This is a genomic window from Mesorhizobium sp. M0761 (assembly GCF_040320205.1).
Taxonomy (GTDB): Bacteria; Pseudomonadota; Alphaproteobacteria; order Rhizobiales; family Rhizobiaceae; genus Mesorhizobium.
Genome location: NZ_JAMYPF010000004.1, coordinates 75,544 through 92,167, shown reverse-complemented (window position 1 = coordinate 92,167; position 16,624 = coordinate 75,544). Strand labels below are relative to the sequence as shown.

Sequence of the window (16,624 nt, the reverse complement as noted above, 5' to 3'; positions counted from 1 at the left end):
CCAACGCCCTACCTCCCCTCGATGGGGAGGTCGGCGCGCAGCGCCGGGTGGGGTGATGGCGCCGACGTACGATTTCTAATTGATACTCGCCGTATTCGCGGCTCGGCCGGCTTCGCCTCATCCACATAAGGCACCCTAAACCCGTTGGCCCCCAGCCAGCCAATGGCAGCTTTCGGTTCGTCGGTCTGGATGATGGTGGCGCCGCGTTCGGCCCAGAAACCGTGGTCTCGGCCGGCATGCCGGCCCGCACCGCCAGTTCATCGCCGCGGCCGCCGGAGAGGATGCCGCCGGGCCTTGCACCTTGGCGATACAAGTCCTTCGCCAAGCTGTGACTGGCATCTTGCGTGCCGGTTCTGTAGTTGTGGCAGCCCGATGAACAAAGAAGGACCCGTAATGGCGAACCAGACCATCGATAACGCCTTCACCGCCCGCTCCAAGACGGGGCCTTCCTTCGAGCCGACCTATGCCGGCGCGCTGTCGTTCATGCGGCGCAAATACACCAAGGATGCAAAGGGCGCGGACGCCGTCGTGTGGGGCATTCCGTTCGATGCCGCCGTCACCAACCGGCCGGGCGCGCGCTTTGGGCCGCAGGCGATCCGCCGCGCCTCGGCGATCCTCGACAACGACCCGCAATATCCGTTCTCGCGCGACCTGTTCGAGCATCTCGCCGTCATCGACTATGGCGATTGCCTGCTCGATTCGGGCAATCACCAGAAGACGCCAGGCACGATCGAGCGCGAGGCGGCGAAAATCCTGAAATCGGGCGCCTTCCTGTTGTCGCTCGGCGGCGACCATTTCGTCACCTGGCCGCTGCTCAAGGCACATGCCGCCATCCACGGGCCGCTGGCGCTGGTGCAGTTCGATGCGCACCAGGACACCTGGCCTGACGATGGCAAGCGCATCGACCATGGTTCGTTCGTCGGCCGCGCCGTCAATGAAGGCATCATCGACCCCGACCGCTCGATCCAGATCGGCATCCGCACGCATGCCCCCGATACGTTCGGCATCAAGATCCTTTACGGTCACGAGATCGAGGAGATGCGGGCTTCCGACATCGCCTATGCGATCGTCGACCGCACCGGCGGCAGGAAGACCTATCTCACCTTCGACATCGACTGCCTCGACCCGGCCTTTGCGCCCGGCACCGGCACGCCGGTTGCCGGCGGACCGTCCTCGGCGAAAATCCTGTCGACGCTGCGCCAGCTCGGCCAGGTCGATATTGTCGGCGCCGACGTCGTCGAGGTTGCGCCGGCCTATGATCACGCCGATATAACGGCGATCGCCGGCTCGATGGTGGCCATGCACTATCTCGGCCTGGTGGCCGAGCGAAAAGCGCGGGCGGAAGAGCTGAACAGCGGCAACCATGGCGCGGCAAACCATGGCCAGGGCATATAGGCCTGAATTAGCAGGGAATTGACGGGCACATGAAACCGAAAATCTTCATCGATGGCGAACACGGCACCACCGGCCTGCAGATCCGGGCGCTGCTGGCCGAGCGCGGCGACCTCGAGATCATCTCGATCCCGGCCGAGCGCCGCAAGGAAACGGCGGCGCGCGCCGAGTTCCTCAATGCAGCCGATGTCGCCATCCTGTGCCTGCCGGATGCGGCTGCCAAGGAAAGCGTATCGCTGATTGCCAACGACACCACCAAGGTGATCGACGCCTCCACGGCGCATCGCGTCGCCGAGGGCTGGGAATATGGCTTTGCCGAGATGGAAAAGGGCCAGGCCAAGATCATCGCCAATGCAAAACGCGTCGCCAATCCCGGCTGCTGGCCGCAAGGACCGATCGCGACACTGCGGCCGCTGGTCGCCGCCGGCCTGCTGCCGGCGGATTTCCCGATCACCGTCAATGGCATTTCGGGCTATTCGGGCGGCGGCCGGCCGATGATCGAGGACTATGTCGCCAAGGGCGAGGATGCCTCTGAATTCCAGGTCTATGGGCTGACCCTGCAGCACAAGCATGTGCCGGAGCTGCGCACCTATGCGAAGCTGTCGCACGATCCGATCATGCAGCCGGCGGTCGGCAATTTCGCCCAAGGCATGATCACGGTGGTGCCGCTGCAGCTCGGCGGGCTTGACCATGTGCCGGCCGGCGCCGAACTGCACGCGGCAATCGCCGACCATTTTGCCGCCATCAAGGGCGGCGTGGTCGAGGTAGCTCCTTACGAGCACGTGGAGCGCCTGCCCGAGATCAATCCCGAGGTCTATAACGGCACCAATCGGATGAAGGTCTATGTCTTTGCCAATGACGACAGGGCGCAGGCGCTGCTGATTGCGGTCTATGACAATCTCGGAAAGGGCGCCTCGGGTGCTGCCGTTCAGAACATGGATCTGATGCTCGGCCTTTAATTCAGTTGGAGAGAGCATGTTGCCCGAAAACCGCTTAACACTTTTCGGCATCACGCTCTGAATGGACGCGCCTGCATTTCCAAAGCGCTGGAAGATCAGCGCGCCCGAGCTCATTGCGGAGACGTTTTCGAGCCGCATCTGGAAGGTGCGGCGTGAGGACGGCTCGCCGGCCATCGTCAAGGCGCTCAAACCATTCGACGATGTCGAGGACGAGTTGCGCGGCGAGCACTATCTCGCATGGCGGCGCGGCGAAGGCGCGGTGCGGCTGCTTGGCCGGGACGGCCACCGCATGCTGCTCGAATATGCCGGCGACACCCTGCTTTCCGACGTTCTGGCCAAAGAAGGCGACAACCCCGCGACCGCAATCGCGGCCGAGTTGATGGGGAGACTGTTCTCGCCCACAAGACACCCTGCCCCGCCGGACCTGCAGCCGCTGCGGACACGGTTTGCCAGCCTGTTCAAAAAGGCCGGAGCCGATCGCGACGCCGGAGAGCACAGCCTCTATATCGAGGCCGCCGAAATCGCGGACCGGCTGCTCGATGCCCCGCATGCGGTCAAGCCGCTGCATGGCGACCTGCATCACGACAACATTTTGCGCGGTGCGCGCGGCTGGCTGGCGATCGACCCGAAGGGCGTGCTCGGCGATCCCGGCTTCGACGCCGCCAATCTGTTCTACAACCCACTGGGGCGCGACGACCTCTGCCTCGATCCCGAGCGCATCGCGCATATGGCTGAGATCTTCGCCAGGACACTCGGCCAGACGCCGGCTGCCATTCTCGACCATGCCATCGCCTATGGCTGCCTGTCGGCCGCATGGCATCATGAGGACGAGAATGCGGTCGACGAGAACCGCGAGCTGTCGGTTGCGGGAGTGATCCGAAAGGTGCGGCTCAGCTTCTGACCGGCGCAGCCTCGCGCTTTAGACGTAGCGAGGCAGTTCGTTCGCGAAATAGATTATTGCGACGGCCAAGACACCGTAGACGATGTACCTGCGTTCATGGGCGGCCGCGTTGGCAGTGGATAGGCGCCCTTGTTGCCGCGCCAGTGGGCGGCGGCAAATCCCAGCAGGACCAGCGCGAAGGCCTGATGGGTCAGCGCCATGTGCAGCGGCACCTGCATCAGCAGCGTGCCGATGCCGATCGAGGCCTGCACCAGCACCAGCAGAAACAGCAGCGTTGCGCGGCGTGCGTGTGTCGTGCCCGGCAGCCGCCGGCGCGTCGCTATCATATGCCAGAGCGCGATGGCAAAGACCGTATAGGCGCCGAGCCGGTGGACGAACTGCACCGTCTTCGGGTTCTCGAAGAAATTGCGCCAGGCCGGTTCGAGCAGCAGCAGCTCGCCGGGGATGATCTTGCCGTCCATCAGCGGCCAGGTGTTGTAGCTCAGGCCGGCGTCGAGCCCTGCGACCAGCCCGCCGAGATAGATCTGGACCAGCGCCAGCAGCACGATGAAACCGGCCAGTCTTTGCGTCGACCGGCCGGCGGCAGGCTCCGAATGCGGCGCCAGCCCGCGCGCGACCACCATGGTGGCAGTGAAGATCAGGGCGGCAAGCGTCAAATGCGTCGCCAGCCGGTACTGGCTGACGGAGACGCGGTCGACCAGGCCGGAGGCCACCATCCACCAGCCGATGGCGCCTTGCAGGCCACCAAGCAGCAGAATACCGACCAGCTTTGGCCCAAGGCCGCGCTCGATGCGGCGCGTCGCCCACAAGACCAGCAACGGCAGGCCGAAGACCAGGCCGACACTGCGCGCCAGGATGCGGTGCGCCCATTCCCACCAGAAGATCGATTTGAAGGCGTCCAGGCTCATGCCCTTGTTGAGCTCGGCATATTGCGGAATCTTTTGATAAAGCTGGAATTCCTCCTGCCACTCCGCGTCATTGAGCGGCGGTATCACACCGTGGATCGGCTTCCACTCGGTGATCGACAGGCCGGAATTGGTGAGCCTGGTGGCGCCGCCGACCAGCACCAGCGCAAACAGCACCAGAAGCACGACATACAGCCAGCCGCGCACCAGCGCCCGATTTTTCAAGTCGCGATCGCGGTCAATGTAAGGCGCGGCGGCTGATATGGCGGCCATGGTTGGTCCCGGCAGGTTGACGTGGCGGATTGGTGAACCATCGCAACCCGGCTGACAAGACCGGACGGCGCGGCACGCCGTCGCGCCGCATCTCGCGGGTTGCACAGGCGCGCGGTTGGGCCTAAGCGGAGGCGATCAACGAGAACGCTCATGCCCATCCGCCTGAAAAAGCTGATCGGAACTTTCCTGCTGGTGGCGCTGGTCATCATCTATGCGCTGGTCGCGTCGATCATAGCGGTCGCGCAGCTGTCGCAATCCAGCCCGCTGGTGCACTTCCTGTTCTTCCTGTTCAGCGGCCTGTTCTGGGTGCTGCCTGCGATGGGCATCATCAAATGGCTGATCCTGGAGCCGCCGCCGAAAGGCTGAAGAGCCCGCCCCAGGTTAGATGGTGACCACCATTTTGCCGGCATTGGCCAGCGGCGTCGTTAAGCCCGACAACATGGTGCGGATATGGGCGACGCTCTGGTAGCGGCCGTTGATCGAAATGCGCGGCAGCGCGTGCAGGAAGCCGGCGTGCTCGGCGTGCAGCACGCCGTGGCGAGTGGTCACCGCCGAGGCGTAGCCGGCGTCGCGGGCAAAGCCCACTTCGCGGCAGCCGACAGCGCTGGCGTAACCATAGGGGTAAGCGAGATGACGGGGGTCTTCGCCGAGCTGCGCCTGCAGTTGGCGCCTGACGTCGACGATCTCATGGCGCGCATCGGCTTCGTCGAGCCGCTTCAGATTGCGGTGGTTGACCGTATGCGCGCCGATCGTCACCAGCCTGTGCCCGGCCACGGCGCGGATGTCGTCCCAGGTCATCAGCGTGCTTGGGCGCAAGCCATCGAGGTCGATGCCGTTCGAGTGCGCCAGATCGCGCAGCACGGCGCGCTGATCCTCCTCGCGCACCTCGAGCGTCAGATAGGCATGCAGACGCGCATTGGCGTGGAGTTTCTTGCCGTGGGTCGAGCAGTCTATGGTCACCGGCCCCTTCGGCGTCGCCAGCGTCAAACGCTCCCGCGCGTTGACGATATCCTCGACCACGTCCCACCATAAATCGGCGCTGCCGTCGATCAGACCCGGCGCGACATAGATGGTGATCGGCGCGTCGTGCTTTTCGAGCACTGGCAGCGCTTCGGTCATGTTGTCGCGATAGGCGTCGTCGGCGGTGATGGTGGCGAACTGGCCGTCCTTGCCGCCGGCCTTGATGCGCTCGATCGCCTCGTCGAGGGTGACGAAGGCATAGCCCCTCGACTTCATGTCGGCGACGAGAGCGTCGAGGAATCGCGGGGCGATGTTGAGGTGGCGGTTAACGCCGTCCGGCTTCTCCGGCGTGGCGGTGACCCGATGCAACATGAGGATGGCGCCAATGCCGCCGACAAACGGCTTGGCCAGCGGTGCAAGGCCGGTAAAGCGGGCGATATTAAGCGCCAGTTTCCGAACTGCCTCACCACCGTCGATCATTCATTCACCTTTTGCGCCTAGGCTCGATCCAAGCACGGAACGCGCCGACGCGAACTCCTGATCGCGACGAATACGCCTTAAGGATTGAGGTATGGTTGACGCCACCGCGTCATTTGACGGCAATCGGCTCGCCGCAAGCAAGGCGTCTGCGCGCACGCCGGCTGCCGACCAGACCAGTCTGTCGGTGTCGATCGCAGATGCTGCCGCGCTCGCCTCTTACGGCGAATTCTGCCGTTCGGCGCTGTTTGCGCCGGCGCAAAGCGCGGACTGGGTTCGTGCCTGGACGGCGCAGGCTAATCCCGATGCCGTCATTGCCACGCTGACAATCGAGGACAGGCCGGTCTTTGCACTGGCACTGGAAATCACGCGAACTGGTCCATTCCGCGTCGCCCGCTTCATGGGCGGGCGCCATGCCAACGGCAATTTCGCCGCCGCCGATCCGGCATGGCTGGCAAAGGCAGATGCTGGGGGGATCCGCAGGCTGGTGACGGCGATCGGCAAGGCGCGTCCCGACATCGATCTCGTTGCCTTGGAAAGGCTTCTGCCCGACCTCGATGGTGTTGCCAATCCGCTGGTGGCGTTCTCCAACTTTCCGAGCCCAAACCTGTCGCTCGCCGTCAATCTCGACGGTGGTTTCGATGCGCTGCTGTCGCGTGTGGGCGGCAAGCGCAAGCGCAAGAAGCACCGTTCGCAGACACGAAAATTCGAGGCGGTCGGCGTTCATCGCCGCATCGAGGCGCAGACACCCGAAGACGTGAACCGGCTGCTCGACGCTTTCTTCGAGATGAAGGAGTTCCGCTTCGCCAAGATGGGCATCGCCAATGTCTTCGGCGAGCCGGAGGTGCGGGCTTTCTTCCGTGCCCTCTTCGCCGGCGCGCTGGCCGAGGAGAAACCGGCCTTTGTGCTGCATGGGCTCGAAGTGGCCGGCAAGCTGCGTGCAATCACCGGCTCGAGCCGCTCGGGCAAACGCCTGATCTGCGAATTCGGCGCCATCGCCGAGGACGATCTCGGCCACACCAGCCCCGGCGATTTCCTTTTCTTCGACATCATCGAGGAAGCCTGCCAAACAGGCTTCGATGTCTATGATTTCTCGGTCGGCGACGAGCCCTACAAGCGGCTCTGGTGCGATATCGAGACCCAGCATTTCGAGGTGCTGGCGCCCCTGACGCTGAAGGGACGCGCCCTGGCGTCGGCGCTGCGGCAGGGCGCACGGGCGAAAGCCTTCATCAAGAACAACCCGACGGTCTGGAAGCTGACCAAGATGCTGCGCCGCAAGGCCGCCGGACAGGCAGCGCCCGCTCCCACGGACGACGAAAACTAGCGTTCAGAAATTCAGCGCTTCGCGGAGCGCCGGGCCGGCCCTGACCCGCAGGTCGAGATCCGCCTCGATGTGGTCGATATGGTGCAGCATCAGCCGGCTCACCAACCCGCAATCGCCGCTTTCCAGCGCGCCGACCATTTCCGTGTGCTCACTGTGTCCGCAGGCCGACACGCCGGATCGTCCGTAAAGGGCGATCACCAGCGACGAACGCGCCACCAGCTCCTCCATGAAGCGCTGCAGGATGGCATTGCCGGCGACGGAGGCGAGCAGCAGGTGGAAATCGCCTGATGCCTTGATTTCGGAGCGCCGCGCGGTTGGGCCGCGCTCGGCGATGAAGCGGCCTTCCTCGTCGAGCTGCGCGCGGAACGCAGCGATATCGGTGGCTGTGACCCGCCCGCAGGCGGCAATGGCGATGCCCGGCTCGATCAGCCGGCGCGATGCGAACATCTGGCGCGCTTCCTCGGGCGTAGGGTTGGCGACGAAGGCGCCACGGTTGCGCTCGGTACGCACCAGCCCCTCGAAGGACAGCATCTGCAGCGCCGCGCGCGCGACCGTGCGCGAGACGTCGAACAGCGTGCCGACCTCGCCTTCCGACAGCTTGGTGCCGGGCGTCAGCCGACGGTCAACGATGGCGTCCCGCAGATTGTCGCGAATCGCCTGGGCGCGATCCTGGTTGGCGCTGTCGGCGGAATGGATCTGATCGGCAATGTTCATGGCGATGATGGTTCCCAGCCTCTTTCTAGCGCAACTCGTCGCCTGCGCACGAGAGGCAAAGTGGACACGAAGCCAAAAAAGATTGCATACGATTCTTGCGCGGATCGCGCACAATCGCCCATAATTTGTGCAATGCACAAGATAGCCCACCGGCTAGGCAGTGGGCACGAATTCCGATTTTGCTGATGATTCAAACGCTTGGCCGAATCTCGCCGATTGGCACGCATAATGCATTGGTTGACGCGACCAAACGGGGAAGCCTGAATGTCCAAAGCCGCCGAGATCGACATCGTCTCCGTTTCGAAAGTGTACGGAACGACGACTGCCGTCGAGGCCATCAGCCTGAAGATACCGGCAGGCACCTATTGCTGCCTGCTTGGCCCCTCCGGCTGCGGCAAGACCTCGACGCTGCGCATGATCGCCGGCCACGAAAGCATTTCGTCGGGCGATGTCCGCCTCGGCAACATCGTCGTCACCGACTTGCCGCCGGCAAAGCGTGGCACGGCGATGATGTTCCAGTCCTATGCGCTGTTTCCGCATCTCGACCTTGTCGACAATGTCGCCTTCAGCCTGAAGATGAAGGGCGTCGACAAGGAGCAGCGCCGTGCCAAGGCGCTCGACATGCTCAAGCTGATGCAGATGGAGGCCTATGCGACGCGCCGGCCGGCGCAGCTTTCCGGCGGCCAGCAGCAGCGTGTTGCACTCGCCCGCGCTCTGATCACCGATCCCGAGGCGCTGCTGCTCGACGAGCCGCTGTCGGCACTCGACCCGTTCCTGAAGATACGCATGCGCGCCGAGCTGAAGAAATTGCAGACCTCGCTTGGCATCACTTTCGTCCACGTCACCCACAGCCAGGAAGAGGCCATGGCCTTGGCGGACCTGATCGTGGTGATGAATGACGGCCGCATCGAACAGGCGGCGCCGCCGCGAGATGTGTTCGAAAGGCCGGCCACCGCCTTCGTCGCGCGCTTCATGGGTGACCACAATGTCATCTCCGGCCGGGTTACCGGCGCGCGCGACGGCATGGTCGTCTTCGACGTCAATGGTGGCGCCTCGCTCGCCGCCCGCGGGCAAGGCCGGGAGGCGGGCCAGGAGGTGGGCACGCCGATCGACATCGCCATCCGCACCGACCATGTGCGCATCGGCGAAGCACCCTCTCCCGGCCTCGGCTTCACCGGCATCGTCTCCAACATCGAATATCGCGGCGCCACGGTGAAGCTGTCGGTCACCGGCGGCGGCATCGACGATTTCACCGTTATCATCGACGATTCCGACTTCTTCGCCAAACCCGTCGCCCTTGGCGACGCCGTACCGCTCGCCTGGGATTCCGAGGACGCCATCGTCCTCGGCCGCCTTCATTCATGAATTCAACGAAGCAAAACAAAACAGGGGAATAGGAATGACAAAAACAGTAGAAACAAAGACCGGAATTTCGCGACGTTCGTTGCTCAAGACAGGTGCGGCCGCCGTCGGCCTCGCCGCAGGCTCGGGCGCCATTACAGGCTTCCCGACCATCTGGGCGCAGTCCAACATCACGCTGCGCCAGTTCGGCACCGGCGTGTCGAACCTGAACGCGATCGCCGACAAGTGCAAGGCCGACCTCGGCATCACGCTGGAAATGACGGCGACCGATTCGGACGCGGCCGCCCAGCGCGCCGTGACCCAGCCCGACAGCTATGACATCGCCGACATCGAATACTGGATCTGCAAGAAGGTGTTCCCGAGCGGCGTGCTGCAGCCGATGGATGTCAGCAAGCTGAAATACTACGACGAACTGGTGCCGTTGTTCAAAACCGGCAAGCTGACGCCCGACAGCATCATTGCCCAGGGCACCGCGCCGCACACGGTCGGCTATGTCGAAGCGCAGGACTCAAAGACCTTCGCCAAGGCGCCGACCAAGTGGTTCACCATGGTGCCGACGATCTACAACGCCGATACGCTAGGCATCCGGCCCGACCTCGTCGGCCGCGACATCACCACCTGGGCCGACATCATGGACCCGGCCTTCAAGGGCAAGACCGCGATCCTTAACATCCCGTCCATCGGCATCATGGATGCGGCCATGATCATGGAGGCCACAGGCAGCATCAAATATGCCGACAAGGGCAACATGACCAAGGAAGAGATCGACAAGACGATCGACTTCCTCATCAAGGCCAAGCAGGCCGGCCAGTTCCGCGCCTTCTGGAAGTCGTTCGACGAGAGCGTCAATCTGATGGCATCGGGCGAAGTGGTCATCCAGTCGATGTGGTCGCCGGCCGTCGCCGCCGTCCGCTCCAAGGGCATCGCCTGCCGCTTCCAGCCGCTCAAGGAAGGCTACCGGTCATGGGGCGGCGGCCTTGGCCTTGCCGCCCATCTCAAGGGCGCCGAGCTCGACGCCGCCTACGAATACATCAACTGGTATACGTCGGGCTGGGTCGGCGGCTATCTCAACCGCCAGGGCTACTATTCCGCCAATATGGTCTCGGCCAAGAAGTTCATGTCCGAGGACGAATGGGGCTACTGGATCGAAGGCAAGCCGGCCAAGGGCGAGATCAAGGCGCCGGACGGCACCGTCATGGAAAAGGCCGGCGCCGTGCGCGACGGCGGCTCGTTCGAAGAGCGTATGGGCAAAGTCGCCTGCTGGAACTCGGTCATGGACGAGGACCGCTACATGGTGAAGCGCTGGAACGAGTTCATCGCGGCCTAGAGCGGACGCGTTCACTGTGATGTTGCGATCCTTCGCGCCCCCCTCTGTCCTGCCGGACATCTCCCCCACTTGGGGGGAGATTGGCAGCGTCATGGCCGGCTCTTCGTTAGCAACGTTGGAGTTTGGCGAAGGCCGTTATGAGAGTTCGATCTCCCCCCTCGTAGGGGAGATGTCCGGCAGGACAGAGGGGGGCGCGAAGGATCGCAAGTCATCGCGATCACGCGGAGGATTTTCCCAATGACAGTCGCGCTCGAACGCCCCGCCATCGCAGCAGCCAAGCCCGCCAGACGCCGGCGCTTCTCCATCAGTGCCGTCACGCCCTACCTCCAATCGGCGCCGCTGGCGCTCATCCTCGGTGCGTTCCTGCTCTTGCCGATCATCATGATCGTCGTCGTCTCCTTCTGGGATTATGACTTCGCCGCCATGTATCCGGATTTCCTGACGACGAACTATTCCGACGTGCTGGGATCATGGGTCACCTGGAAGACCTATCTCAACACCATCAAATTCGCTGCCATCGTCTGGGCTCTGACCTTGTTCATCGGCTTCTGGGTCGCCTATTTCCTCGCCTTCCATATCCGCACCACCGCCATGCAGATGGTGCTGTTCCTTGTCTGCACGGTGCCGTTCCTGACCTCCAACATCATCCGCATGATCTCGTGGATCCCGGTGCTTGGCCGTAACGGGTTGATCAACTCGACGCTGGTGCAATTGGGGCTGGTGCCAAAACCCATCGAATGGCTGCTCTATTCGGAATTCGCCGTGGTGCTGGCCATGGTGCATCTCTACACGCTGTTCATGGTAACGCCGATCTTCAACACGCTGATGCGCATCGACCGCTCGCTGGTCGAGGCCGCGCGCGATGCCGGCGCGTCCGGCTGGCAGGTCTTGTGGAACGTCGTCATCCCGCTGGCCAAGCCCGGCATGGCGATCGGCACCATCTTCGTCGTCACGCTGGTGATGGCCGATTTCTCCACCGTGCAGGTGATGTCGGGCGGCCAGAGCGCGTCGGTCGCACTGATGATGAAGAACCAGATGTCGCTGCTGCAGTATCCCGCAGCCGCCGCGAATGCCGTGGTGTTGCTGGTGTTGGTGCTCTTGATGGTCGCCGGCATCCTGCGCATCGTCGACATCCGCAAGGAGCTTTGAGGTGAGCCACGAAAAACGCACCCTCGAATTCTATGTGCTTGCGGCCTTCTTCACTCTGTTCGTGCTGTTCCTCTACGGCCCGCTATCGGCGATCCTGATCCTTTCTTTCCAAGGCGAGACCGGCGGCCTCACCTTCCCGCTCAATGGCGTGTCGCTGCACTGGTTCGCCAATCTGTTCGAGCGCCAGGCGGTCGGCGATTTCGGCGGCAGCTTCAAGCGCTCGCTCGTGCTCGGCCTCATGGTGATGATCGTCACCGTCGTCGTGTCGCTGCTGGCAGGGCTCGCTTTCCGGCAAAAATTTCGCGGCGCCACCGCTTTGTTCTACCTGGCGGTCGCCAGCCTCGTCGTACCCTCGATCATCATTTCGCTCGGCATCGGCGTCGTCTTCCAGCAGGTCGGCTTCCGCCCGGCCTGGTACACCTCGGCCTTCGGCGCGCACCTAACCTGGACCTTGCCCTTCGGCGTGCTCATCATGTTCGCCGTCTTCAACCGCTTCTCGCCCGCCTATGAGGAAGCCGCGCGTGACCTGGGCGCCAACTCCTGGCAGACCTTTGCCCATGTCGTGCTGCCGATGATCGCGCCGAGCCTGATCGGCGTCGGCCTGTTCGGCTTCACGCTGTCCTATGACGAGTTCGCCCGCACGCTGATGACGTCGGGCACCTTCAACACGCTGCCGCTCGAGATCTACGGCATGACCACCAATGTCACGACGCCGGTGCTCTACGCGCTGGGAACGGTGACCACCGTGTTCTCCTTCCTGGTGATCCTGGCCACACTGGGCGCCATCCTCTATGTCGGCCGCAAGCGGGCCAGGGTTTGATTGTGCGGATACTGGTGGTGAATCCCAACACGACGGCGAGCATGACCGAGACGATCGCGGCGGCGGCGCGCGCCGTTGCCGGCGCCGGGACCGAGGTGATCGCGGTCACCTCCTCGATGGGTCCGGCCTCGATCGAGGGCTATTATGACGAGGCATTGGCCGTGCCCGGCCTTTTGATGGAGATCGCCTCCGGCGAACGCGCCGGGGCGCAGGCCGCCATCATCGCCTGCTTCGACGATACCGGCCTGGATGCGGCACGCGCCATGGCCTCCATTCCGGTCATCGGCATCTGCGAGGCCGCACTCAGTGTCGCCTCCTACATTGCCCAGCGCTTCACAGTGGTGACGACCACCGAACGCTCGCGTGTCCCTGTCGAGGGGCTGGTGCAGCGCTACGGCATGGCCGGGCGTGCCCGCGTGCGCGCCGCCGACATTCCCGTACTCTCGCTTGAAGACGCTGCTTCCGGCGCTGTCGAGAAACTGCGCGCCGAGATCGCCCGCGCCATAGCGGAAGACCGCGCCGAGGCCATCGTGCTCGGCTGCGCCGGCATGGCCGACCTGGCACACCGGTTGCAGCAAGAGTTCGACCTGCCCGTCATCGACGGCGTCGGCGCCGCCCTCAAACAGGCCGAGGCGCTGATCGCATTGGGCCTGTCGACCTCGAAGCGCGGCGCCTATGCCAGTCCGCTGGCCAAGCCCTATCGCGGCGTGCTGAAATCCTTCTCGCCGGGGGTGATCGCCGCGGAGTGAACGCTATGAAGCCTACCGTCCGCGCATTGTCTCCGCCGGAACTGACCGTTCTCATCGACTGGGCGGCGGCTGAAGGCTGGAACCCTGGCCTTGATGATGCCGCCGCGTTCCGGCCAACCGATCCTGAAGGGTTCATCGGCGCTTTTGTCGACAACGAGATGACCGCCGCCATCTCGGCTGTCGCCTATGGCGGCAACTTCGGTTTCATCGGTCTCTACATCTGCCGACCAGACATGCGCGGCAAAGGCCATGGCAAAGCAGTCTGGAATGCGGGCATGGCCAGGCTGGCCGGCCGAACGGTCGGCCTCGACGGCGTCGCCGCGCAGCTGGCGAATTATCGCCGCACCGGTTTTAACTCGGCATACGAAACCATCCGCTTCAGCGGCCGTATCGCGACCCCGCCCGTCCGAAGCGAAGGGGTGCGCATGATAACCACGCAACTCGTGCCCGACATCATCGCCTATGACGCCCGCTGTTTCCCCGCGCCTCGACGAGCCTTCCTGCACCGCTGGGCGCAGCCGCCGCATTGCGGGTTCGCCGCGATCAGTTCACTCGGCACCATAGGCTACGCCGTGGCTCGTCCCTGCCGTTCGGGTTACAAGATCGGCCCGCTGTTTGCCGACGACACCGAGACGGCGATGCAGCTCATGGGCAGTCTGGCTGCCGCATGCGAAGGTGGCGACCTGCATATCGACGTTCCTGCCGAAAATTTCGATTTCACCACGGCGCTTTCAGCAATTGGTTTCAGGCCGACCTTCACCACAACGCGCATGTACAAGGGCCCGCCTCCGAAGGTCGACTCGCGCCGAATATTTGGCGTGACGACCCTGGAGTTGGGGTAGATCCCGGCGCCGGCTGACAGGCTTGGTTTTTCGGGAGCCGGCGGGCGATGGACGAGCCGATCCGTAGTAGCGCCGCCTAAGTCGAATTGTCTGATGTCTCAGGCGGCGCTACGTCGTCCCGGCACGGGGTTACCCGGCGTCTCGTGGCCGATCGGCGTCACCAGAGTGAGGTCGGGATAGCCGCTTTCGATCAGCTCGACGGCGGCCTGCGCCACCTCATCGTCCGCCTGCAGCATGGACATGAAGACCTCGGTGCTGTCGCCGACCAGTCGGCTGATGCCTTGCGCATCGGCCGGTCCGCATTCGACGATGACCAGATCATAGGCGGTGGTCAGCGACTGCATGATGATCGGCAGCCGGTCGGCGGCGCGCATGGCGCGCACCGGATCGGCGGTGCCGACGGGAACGACGTGGCAGTCCGAATAGAGGTCGGCGTGGATGACGTCGCTGAACTGCGCTTCCGAAGCCAGCAGATTGGTGATGCCGGGGAAAAGTCCGCTGTCCAGCATCGGCCGCGACGCCGCGCCCGATGCGGTCAGATCGAGCAGCAGCACGCGCAGGCCGGCGTCGGAGACTTCGCGCGCTACCAGCACTGCCGAGGCCGCGGCCTCATCGCCTTCGGGCGAGACGAAGATGGCGCGCGCAGCACCGCTGGCGATCAGCTTCTCCGCCGCCTTCTCGACATCGATCTCGCCAAGGCTGGAGCGGACAGGTTCAGGTTCGGCTTGCGGTTCTGGATCGGCAGCCGCTGCTCCTTCCAGCACTGAAGGAGCCGGCTCCTGCTCCGGCTCGGGCGCCAGTTCAGACTCCATGGCCGTCCGCTGATCGACCACCTCCTCGGCCACGACTGCGGCCGGTTCCGGGTCGACGACCGGCGCCGACATTGCCGGCATCGCAACCTGTTCGATGCGGTCCAAGCGGGCGCCGGGCGCCGGGCGCATGGCGCGGCCGGAAAACAGCTCCTGCAGCAGCGTGATGACCGACATCAGCAGCAGCGAGCCGACTAAGGCGGCGCCGACGATCGGCACGAGCTTGGGGAAATAGGGTTCCGACGGCACGCGCGCCTCGGAAAACACGCTGGCATCGACCGGCAGGTAATTCTTGCGCGAGGACACTTCGCGGAAGCTCGCCATATAGGATTCAAGCTGCTGGCGCCGGACGTTCGCCTCGCGCTGCAGCGCATCCAGCTGGACCTGCTCCTCGCCGGCCCGCGACGACGCCGCTTTCAGCTTGTTGACGTCCGATATCAGCTGGTTTTCGCGCGCCTGGGCGGTCTGCGCCTGCGTCAGCAACCCGCGCATGATCTTTTGTGCCTCGTTGCGGATCTGGCCGTCGAGATCGGCTAGCTGCGACCTCATCGCCCGCAGGCGCGGATGGTTGTCGAGCAAAGTGGTGGAAAGATCGGCAATGTTGGTTCTGAGCTCGATCTGACGCTCACGCAGCCGCTGGATCAGATCGGACGACAGCACTTCGGGTACAGCGTCCAGCGAACCGCCATTCTGCAGGGCCTGGCGCACCCTTTCGGCCGTTGCCTCAGCCGAAGCGCGGCTGGCGCGCACACGCGACAGCTCGCTCGACAGCTCGGACAATTGCTGTGTCGCCAGCACCGAATTGTTGCCAGCCATCAACAGGTCCGACTGAGCGGAGCGGAAGGCCGCGACCTTGGCCTCTGCATCCCTGACCTGCTTCTGCAGCTCCTCGATCTCCGGCCCGAGGAAGGCGGTCGCGGCGGCGTTCGACTTGGTCTTGGCGTCCGCCTGATAGGCCAGGTAGGCCTTGGCGATGGCGTTCGGAATGTCAGCGGCAAGCTGGGGATCTTCAGAGGAAAATTCGACGGCGATGACGCGGGTCTTTTCCACGCCATAAACATTGAGGTTGTCGCGCATCTTCGTCAGCACGCGCTCTTCGAGCGGAATTTCTTCCGGATCGCTCTTCAGCCCGGCAATGACCAGGAGCCGGGTGACCGGCGACATGCCGAGCGCATAGTTGAACTCGGGCTTGTCGCCCAGCTTAAGGTCGGCAGCCACCTGCTTGAGAATGTCGGACGAGGAAATGACCTGAACCTCGGTTGCTACACCTTCCGCATCGAGCACAGGTTTATCGTCTTCATTGGTGCCGGCAGGCCGCGTATAGGCCGATTCGCTCAACTGGATTTTCAGCTGCGTCGTCGCCTTATAATGCGGCGTGGCAAGCCACGCGAACGCGAAGGCGAGACCAGTGACGAGAAGCGTGATCACAAGAATGCGCAGCCAGTTCCGCGCCAGGCTGGCGAAGAGCTGTCTCAGGTCGACATCGACATCTGCGGCCGCGGACTGGTCGGACATGCATTCCTGCTCCGGACATGAGGCTAGATGGTAGCGTAAACAACTATGGTAACTCAGCCGTTAAGATCGCGGTAAGCAGCTGTTAGGGTTTGCTGACATCCGGTAAACAAAGCCAGCAAAACTATACGGCTTTTTGTCGATTGCCG

At 63.7% G+C, this 16,624-nt stretch carries 15 protein-coding genes and 1 pseudogene; 11 read left to right on the top strand and 5 right to left on the bottom strand.

Annotated features, from left to right (window positions below; genetic code table 11):
* Positions 1 to 75 precede the first annotated feature (75 nt).
* Positions 76 to 295 (bottom strand): annotated as a pseudogene (locus tag NKI32_RS08045) (glycerophosphodiester phosphodiesterase family protein); the annotation flags it as partial.
* A 98-nt stretch (positions 296 to 393) separates the two neighbouring features.
* Here NKI32_RS08045 and speB point away from each other — a divergent pair.
* The 3 genes from speB (at position 394) to NKI32_RS08030 (ending at position 3,252) form a co-directional block, all read left to right on the top strand.
* On the top strand, positions 394 to 1,395 hold the full coding sequence (gene speB / locus NKI32_RS08040) for an agmatinase (protein ID WP_023669405.1): 1,002 nt from the start codon (positions 394 to 396) through the stop codon (positions 1,393 to 1,395).
* A 29-nt stretch (positions 1,396 to 1,424) separates the two neighbouring features.
* Positions 1,425 to 2,351 carry an N-acetyl-gamma-glutamyl-phosphate reductase gene (argC, locus tag NKI32_RS08035; RefSeq protein ID WP_023669404.1) on the top strand — a complete coding sequence of 309 codons (927 nt, stop codon included), beginning with the start codon at positions 1,425 to 1,427 and terminating at the stop codon, positions 2,349 to 2,351.
* A 61-nt stretch (positions 2,352 to 2,412) separates the two neighbouring features.
* A complete protein-coding gene (locus tag NKI32_RS08030; protein WP_353002480.1) occupies positions 2,413 to 3,252 on the top strand; it encodes an aminoglycoside phosphotransferase family protein in 840 nt (279 codons plus the stop codon).
* Positions 3,253 to 3,305: 53 nt separating this feature from the next.
* Here NKI32_RS08030 and NKI32_RS08025 read toward each other — a convergent pair whose 3' ends face one another.
* Complete coding sequence (locus NKI32_RS08025; RefSeq protein ID WP_023669402.1) at positions 3,306 to 4,430, bottom strand: COX15/CtaA family protein; 1,125 nt, start codon at positions 4,428 to 4,430, stop codon at positions 3,306 to 3,308.
* Positions 4,431 to 4,580: 150 nt separating this feature from the next.
* On the opposite strand from NKI32_RS08025, the gene NKI32_RS08020 reads away from it, so the two are divergent.
* The gene (locus tag NKI32_RS08020; RefSeq protein ID WP_023669401.1) at positions 4,581 to 4,796 is read left to right on the top strand and encodes a DUF2842 domain-containing protein; all 216 of its coding nucleotides are present in this window, start codon (positions 4,581 to 4,583) and stop codon (positions 4,794 to 4,796) included.
* A 15-nt stretch (positions 4,797 to 4,811) separates the two neighbouring features.
* Here NKI32_RS08020 and NKI32_RS08015 read toward each other — a convergent pair whose 3' ends face one another.
* Positions 4,812 to 5,870 (bottom strand): polysaccharide deacetylase family protein, encoded by a 1,059-nt coding sequence (locus NKI32_RS08015; RefSeq protein WP_023693288.1) that lies wholly within the window; start codon positions 5,868 to 5,870, stop codon positions 4,812 to 4,814.
* Positions 5,871 to 5,961: 91 nt separating this feature from the next.
* Here NKI32_RS08015 and NKI32_RS08010 point away from each other — a divergent pair, with 91 nt between their 5' ends.
* Positions 5,962 to 7,191 (top strand): GNAT family N-acetyltransferase, encoded by a 1,230-nt coding sequence (locus NKI32_RS08010; protein ID WP_023669399.1) that lies wholly within the window; start codon positions 5,962 to 5,964, stop codon positions 7,189 to 7,191.
* 3 nt (positions 7,192 to 7,194) lie between these two features.
* Here NKI32_RS08010 and NKI32_RS08005 read toward each other — a convergent pair whose 3' ends face one another.
* A complete protein-coding gene (locus NKI32_RS08005) occupies positions 7,195 to 7,905 on the bottom strand; it encodes a GntR family transcriptional regulator (RefSeq protein WP_353002479.1) in 711 nt (236 codons plus the stop codon).
* Positions 7,906 to 8,169: 264 nt separating this feature from the next.
* Between NKI32_RS08005 and NKI32_RS08000 the strand changes: the two genes are divergently transcribed.
* From NKI32_RS08000 to NKI32_RS07975, 6 genes are all read left to right on the top strand, one after another.
* Positions 8,170 to 9,270, top strand: coding sequence for an ABC transporter ATP-binding protein (locus NKI32_RS08000; RefSeq protein WP_023689478.1), 1,101 nt, complete (start codon positions 8,170 to 8,172; stop codon positions 9,268 to 9,270).
* A gap of 34 nt (positions 9,271 to 9,304) precedes the next feature.
* Complete coding sequence (locus tag NKI32_RS07995) at positions 9,305 to 10,594, top strand: ABC transporter substrate-binding protein (RefSeq protein ID WP_023682324.1); 1,290 nt, start codon at positions 9,305 to 9,307, stop codon at positions 10,592 to 10,594.
* Between the two features lie 237 nt (positions 10,595 to 10,831).
* Entirely contained in the window at positions 10,832 to 11,743 is a 912-nt protein-coding gene (locus NKI32_RS07990; protein ID WP_023823251.1) for an ABC transporter permease, read from the top strand.
* A 1-nt stretch (position 11,744) separates the two neighbouring features.
* Complete coding sequence (locus tag NKI32_RS07985; RefSeq protein WP_352538782.1) at positions 11,745 to 12,563, top strand: ABC transporter permease; 819 nt, start codon at positions 11,745 to 11,747, stop codon at positions 12,561 to 12,563.
* A 2-nt stretch (positions 12,564 to 12,565) separates the two neighbouring features.
* Positions 12,566 to 13,312, top strand: coding sequence for an aspartate/glutamate racemase family protein (locus tag NKI32_RS07980; protein WP_352741793.1), 747 nt, complete (start codon positions 12,566 to 12,568; stop codon positions 13,310 to 13,312).
* Between the two features lie 5 nt (positions 13,313 to 13,317).
* Positions 13,318 to 14,154 carry a GNAT family N-acetyltransferase gene (locus NKI32_RS07975; protein ID WP_023823254.1) on the top strand — a complete coding sequence of 279 codons (837 nt, stop codon included), beginning with the start codon at positions 13,318 to 13,320 and terminating at the stop codon, positions 14,152 to 14,154.
* A gap of 98 nt (positions 14,155 to 14,252) precedes the next feature.
* Here the strand turns inward: NKI32_RS07975 and NKI32_RS07970 are convergent, their stop codons facing one another.
* Entirely contained in the window at positions 14,253 to 16,478 is a 2,226-nt protein-coding gene (locus NKI32_RS07970) for a GumC family protein (protein WP_353002478.1), read from the bottom strand.
* Between the last annotated feature and the right edge of the window lie 146 nt (positions 16,479 to 16,624).

Excerpts from the sequence above, each read along its gene's own strand:
- NKI32_RS07970 (WP_353002478.1), bottom strand. The coding sequence starts at position 16,478 with ATGTCCGACCAGTCCGCGGCCGCAGATGTCGATGTCGACCTGAGACAG.
- NKI32_RS08005 (WP_353002479.1), bottom strand. The coding sequence starts at position 7,905 with ATGAACATTGCCGATCAGATCCATTCCGCCGACAGCGCCAACCAGGAT.
- speB (WP_023669405.1), top strand. The coding sequence starts at position 394 with ATGGCGAACCAGACCATCGATAACGCCTTCACCGCCCGCTCCAAGACG.
- NKI32_RS08030 (WP_353002480.1), top strand. The coding sequence starts at position 2,413 with ATGGACGCGCCTGCATTTCCAAAGCGCTGGAAGATCAGCGCGCCCGAG.
- NKI32_RS07995 (WP_023682324.1), top strand. The coding sequence starts at position 9,305 with ATGACAAAAACAGTAGAAACAAAGACCGGAATTTCGCGACGTTCGTTG.
- NKI32_RS08010 (WP_023669399.1), top strand. The coding sequence starts at position 5,962 with ATGGTTGACGCCACCGCGTCATTTGACGGCAATCGGCTCGCCGCAAGC.
- NKI32_RS08000 (WP_023689478.1), top strand. The coding sequence starts at position 8,170 with ATGTCCAAAGCCGCCGAGATCGACATCGTCTCCGTTTCGAAAGTGTAC.
- NKI32_RS08025 (WP_023669402.1), bottom strand. The coding sequence starts at position 4,430 with ATGGCCGCCATATCAGCCGCCGCGCCTTACATTGACCGCGATCGCGAC.
- NKI32_RS08015 (WP_023693288.1), bottom strand. The coding sequence starts at position 5,870 with ATGATCGACGGTGGTGAGGCAGTTCGGAAACTGGCGCTTAATATCGCC.
- NKI32_RS08020 (WP_023669401.1), top strand. The coding sequence starts at position 4,581 with ATGCCCATCCGCCTGAAAAAGCTGATCGGAACTTTCCTGCTGGTGGCG.
- NKI32_RS07975 (WP_023823254.1), top strand. The coding sequence starts at position 13,318 with ATGAAGCCTACCGTCCGCGCATTGTCTCCGCCGGAACTGACCGTTCTC.
- argC (WP_023669404.1), top strand. The coding sequence starts at position 1,425 with ATGAAACCGAAAATCTTCATCGATGGCGAACACGGCACCACCGGCCTG.
- NKI32_RS07990 (WP_023823251.1), top strand. The coding sequence starts at position 10,832 with ATGACAGTCGCGCTCGAACGCCCCGCCATCGCAGCAGCCAAGCCCGCC.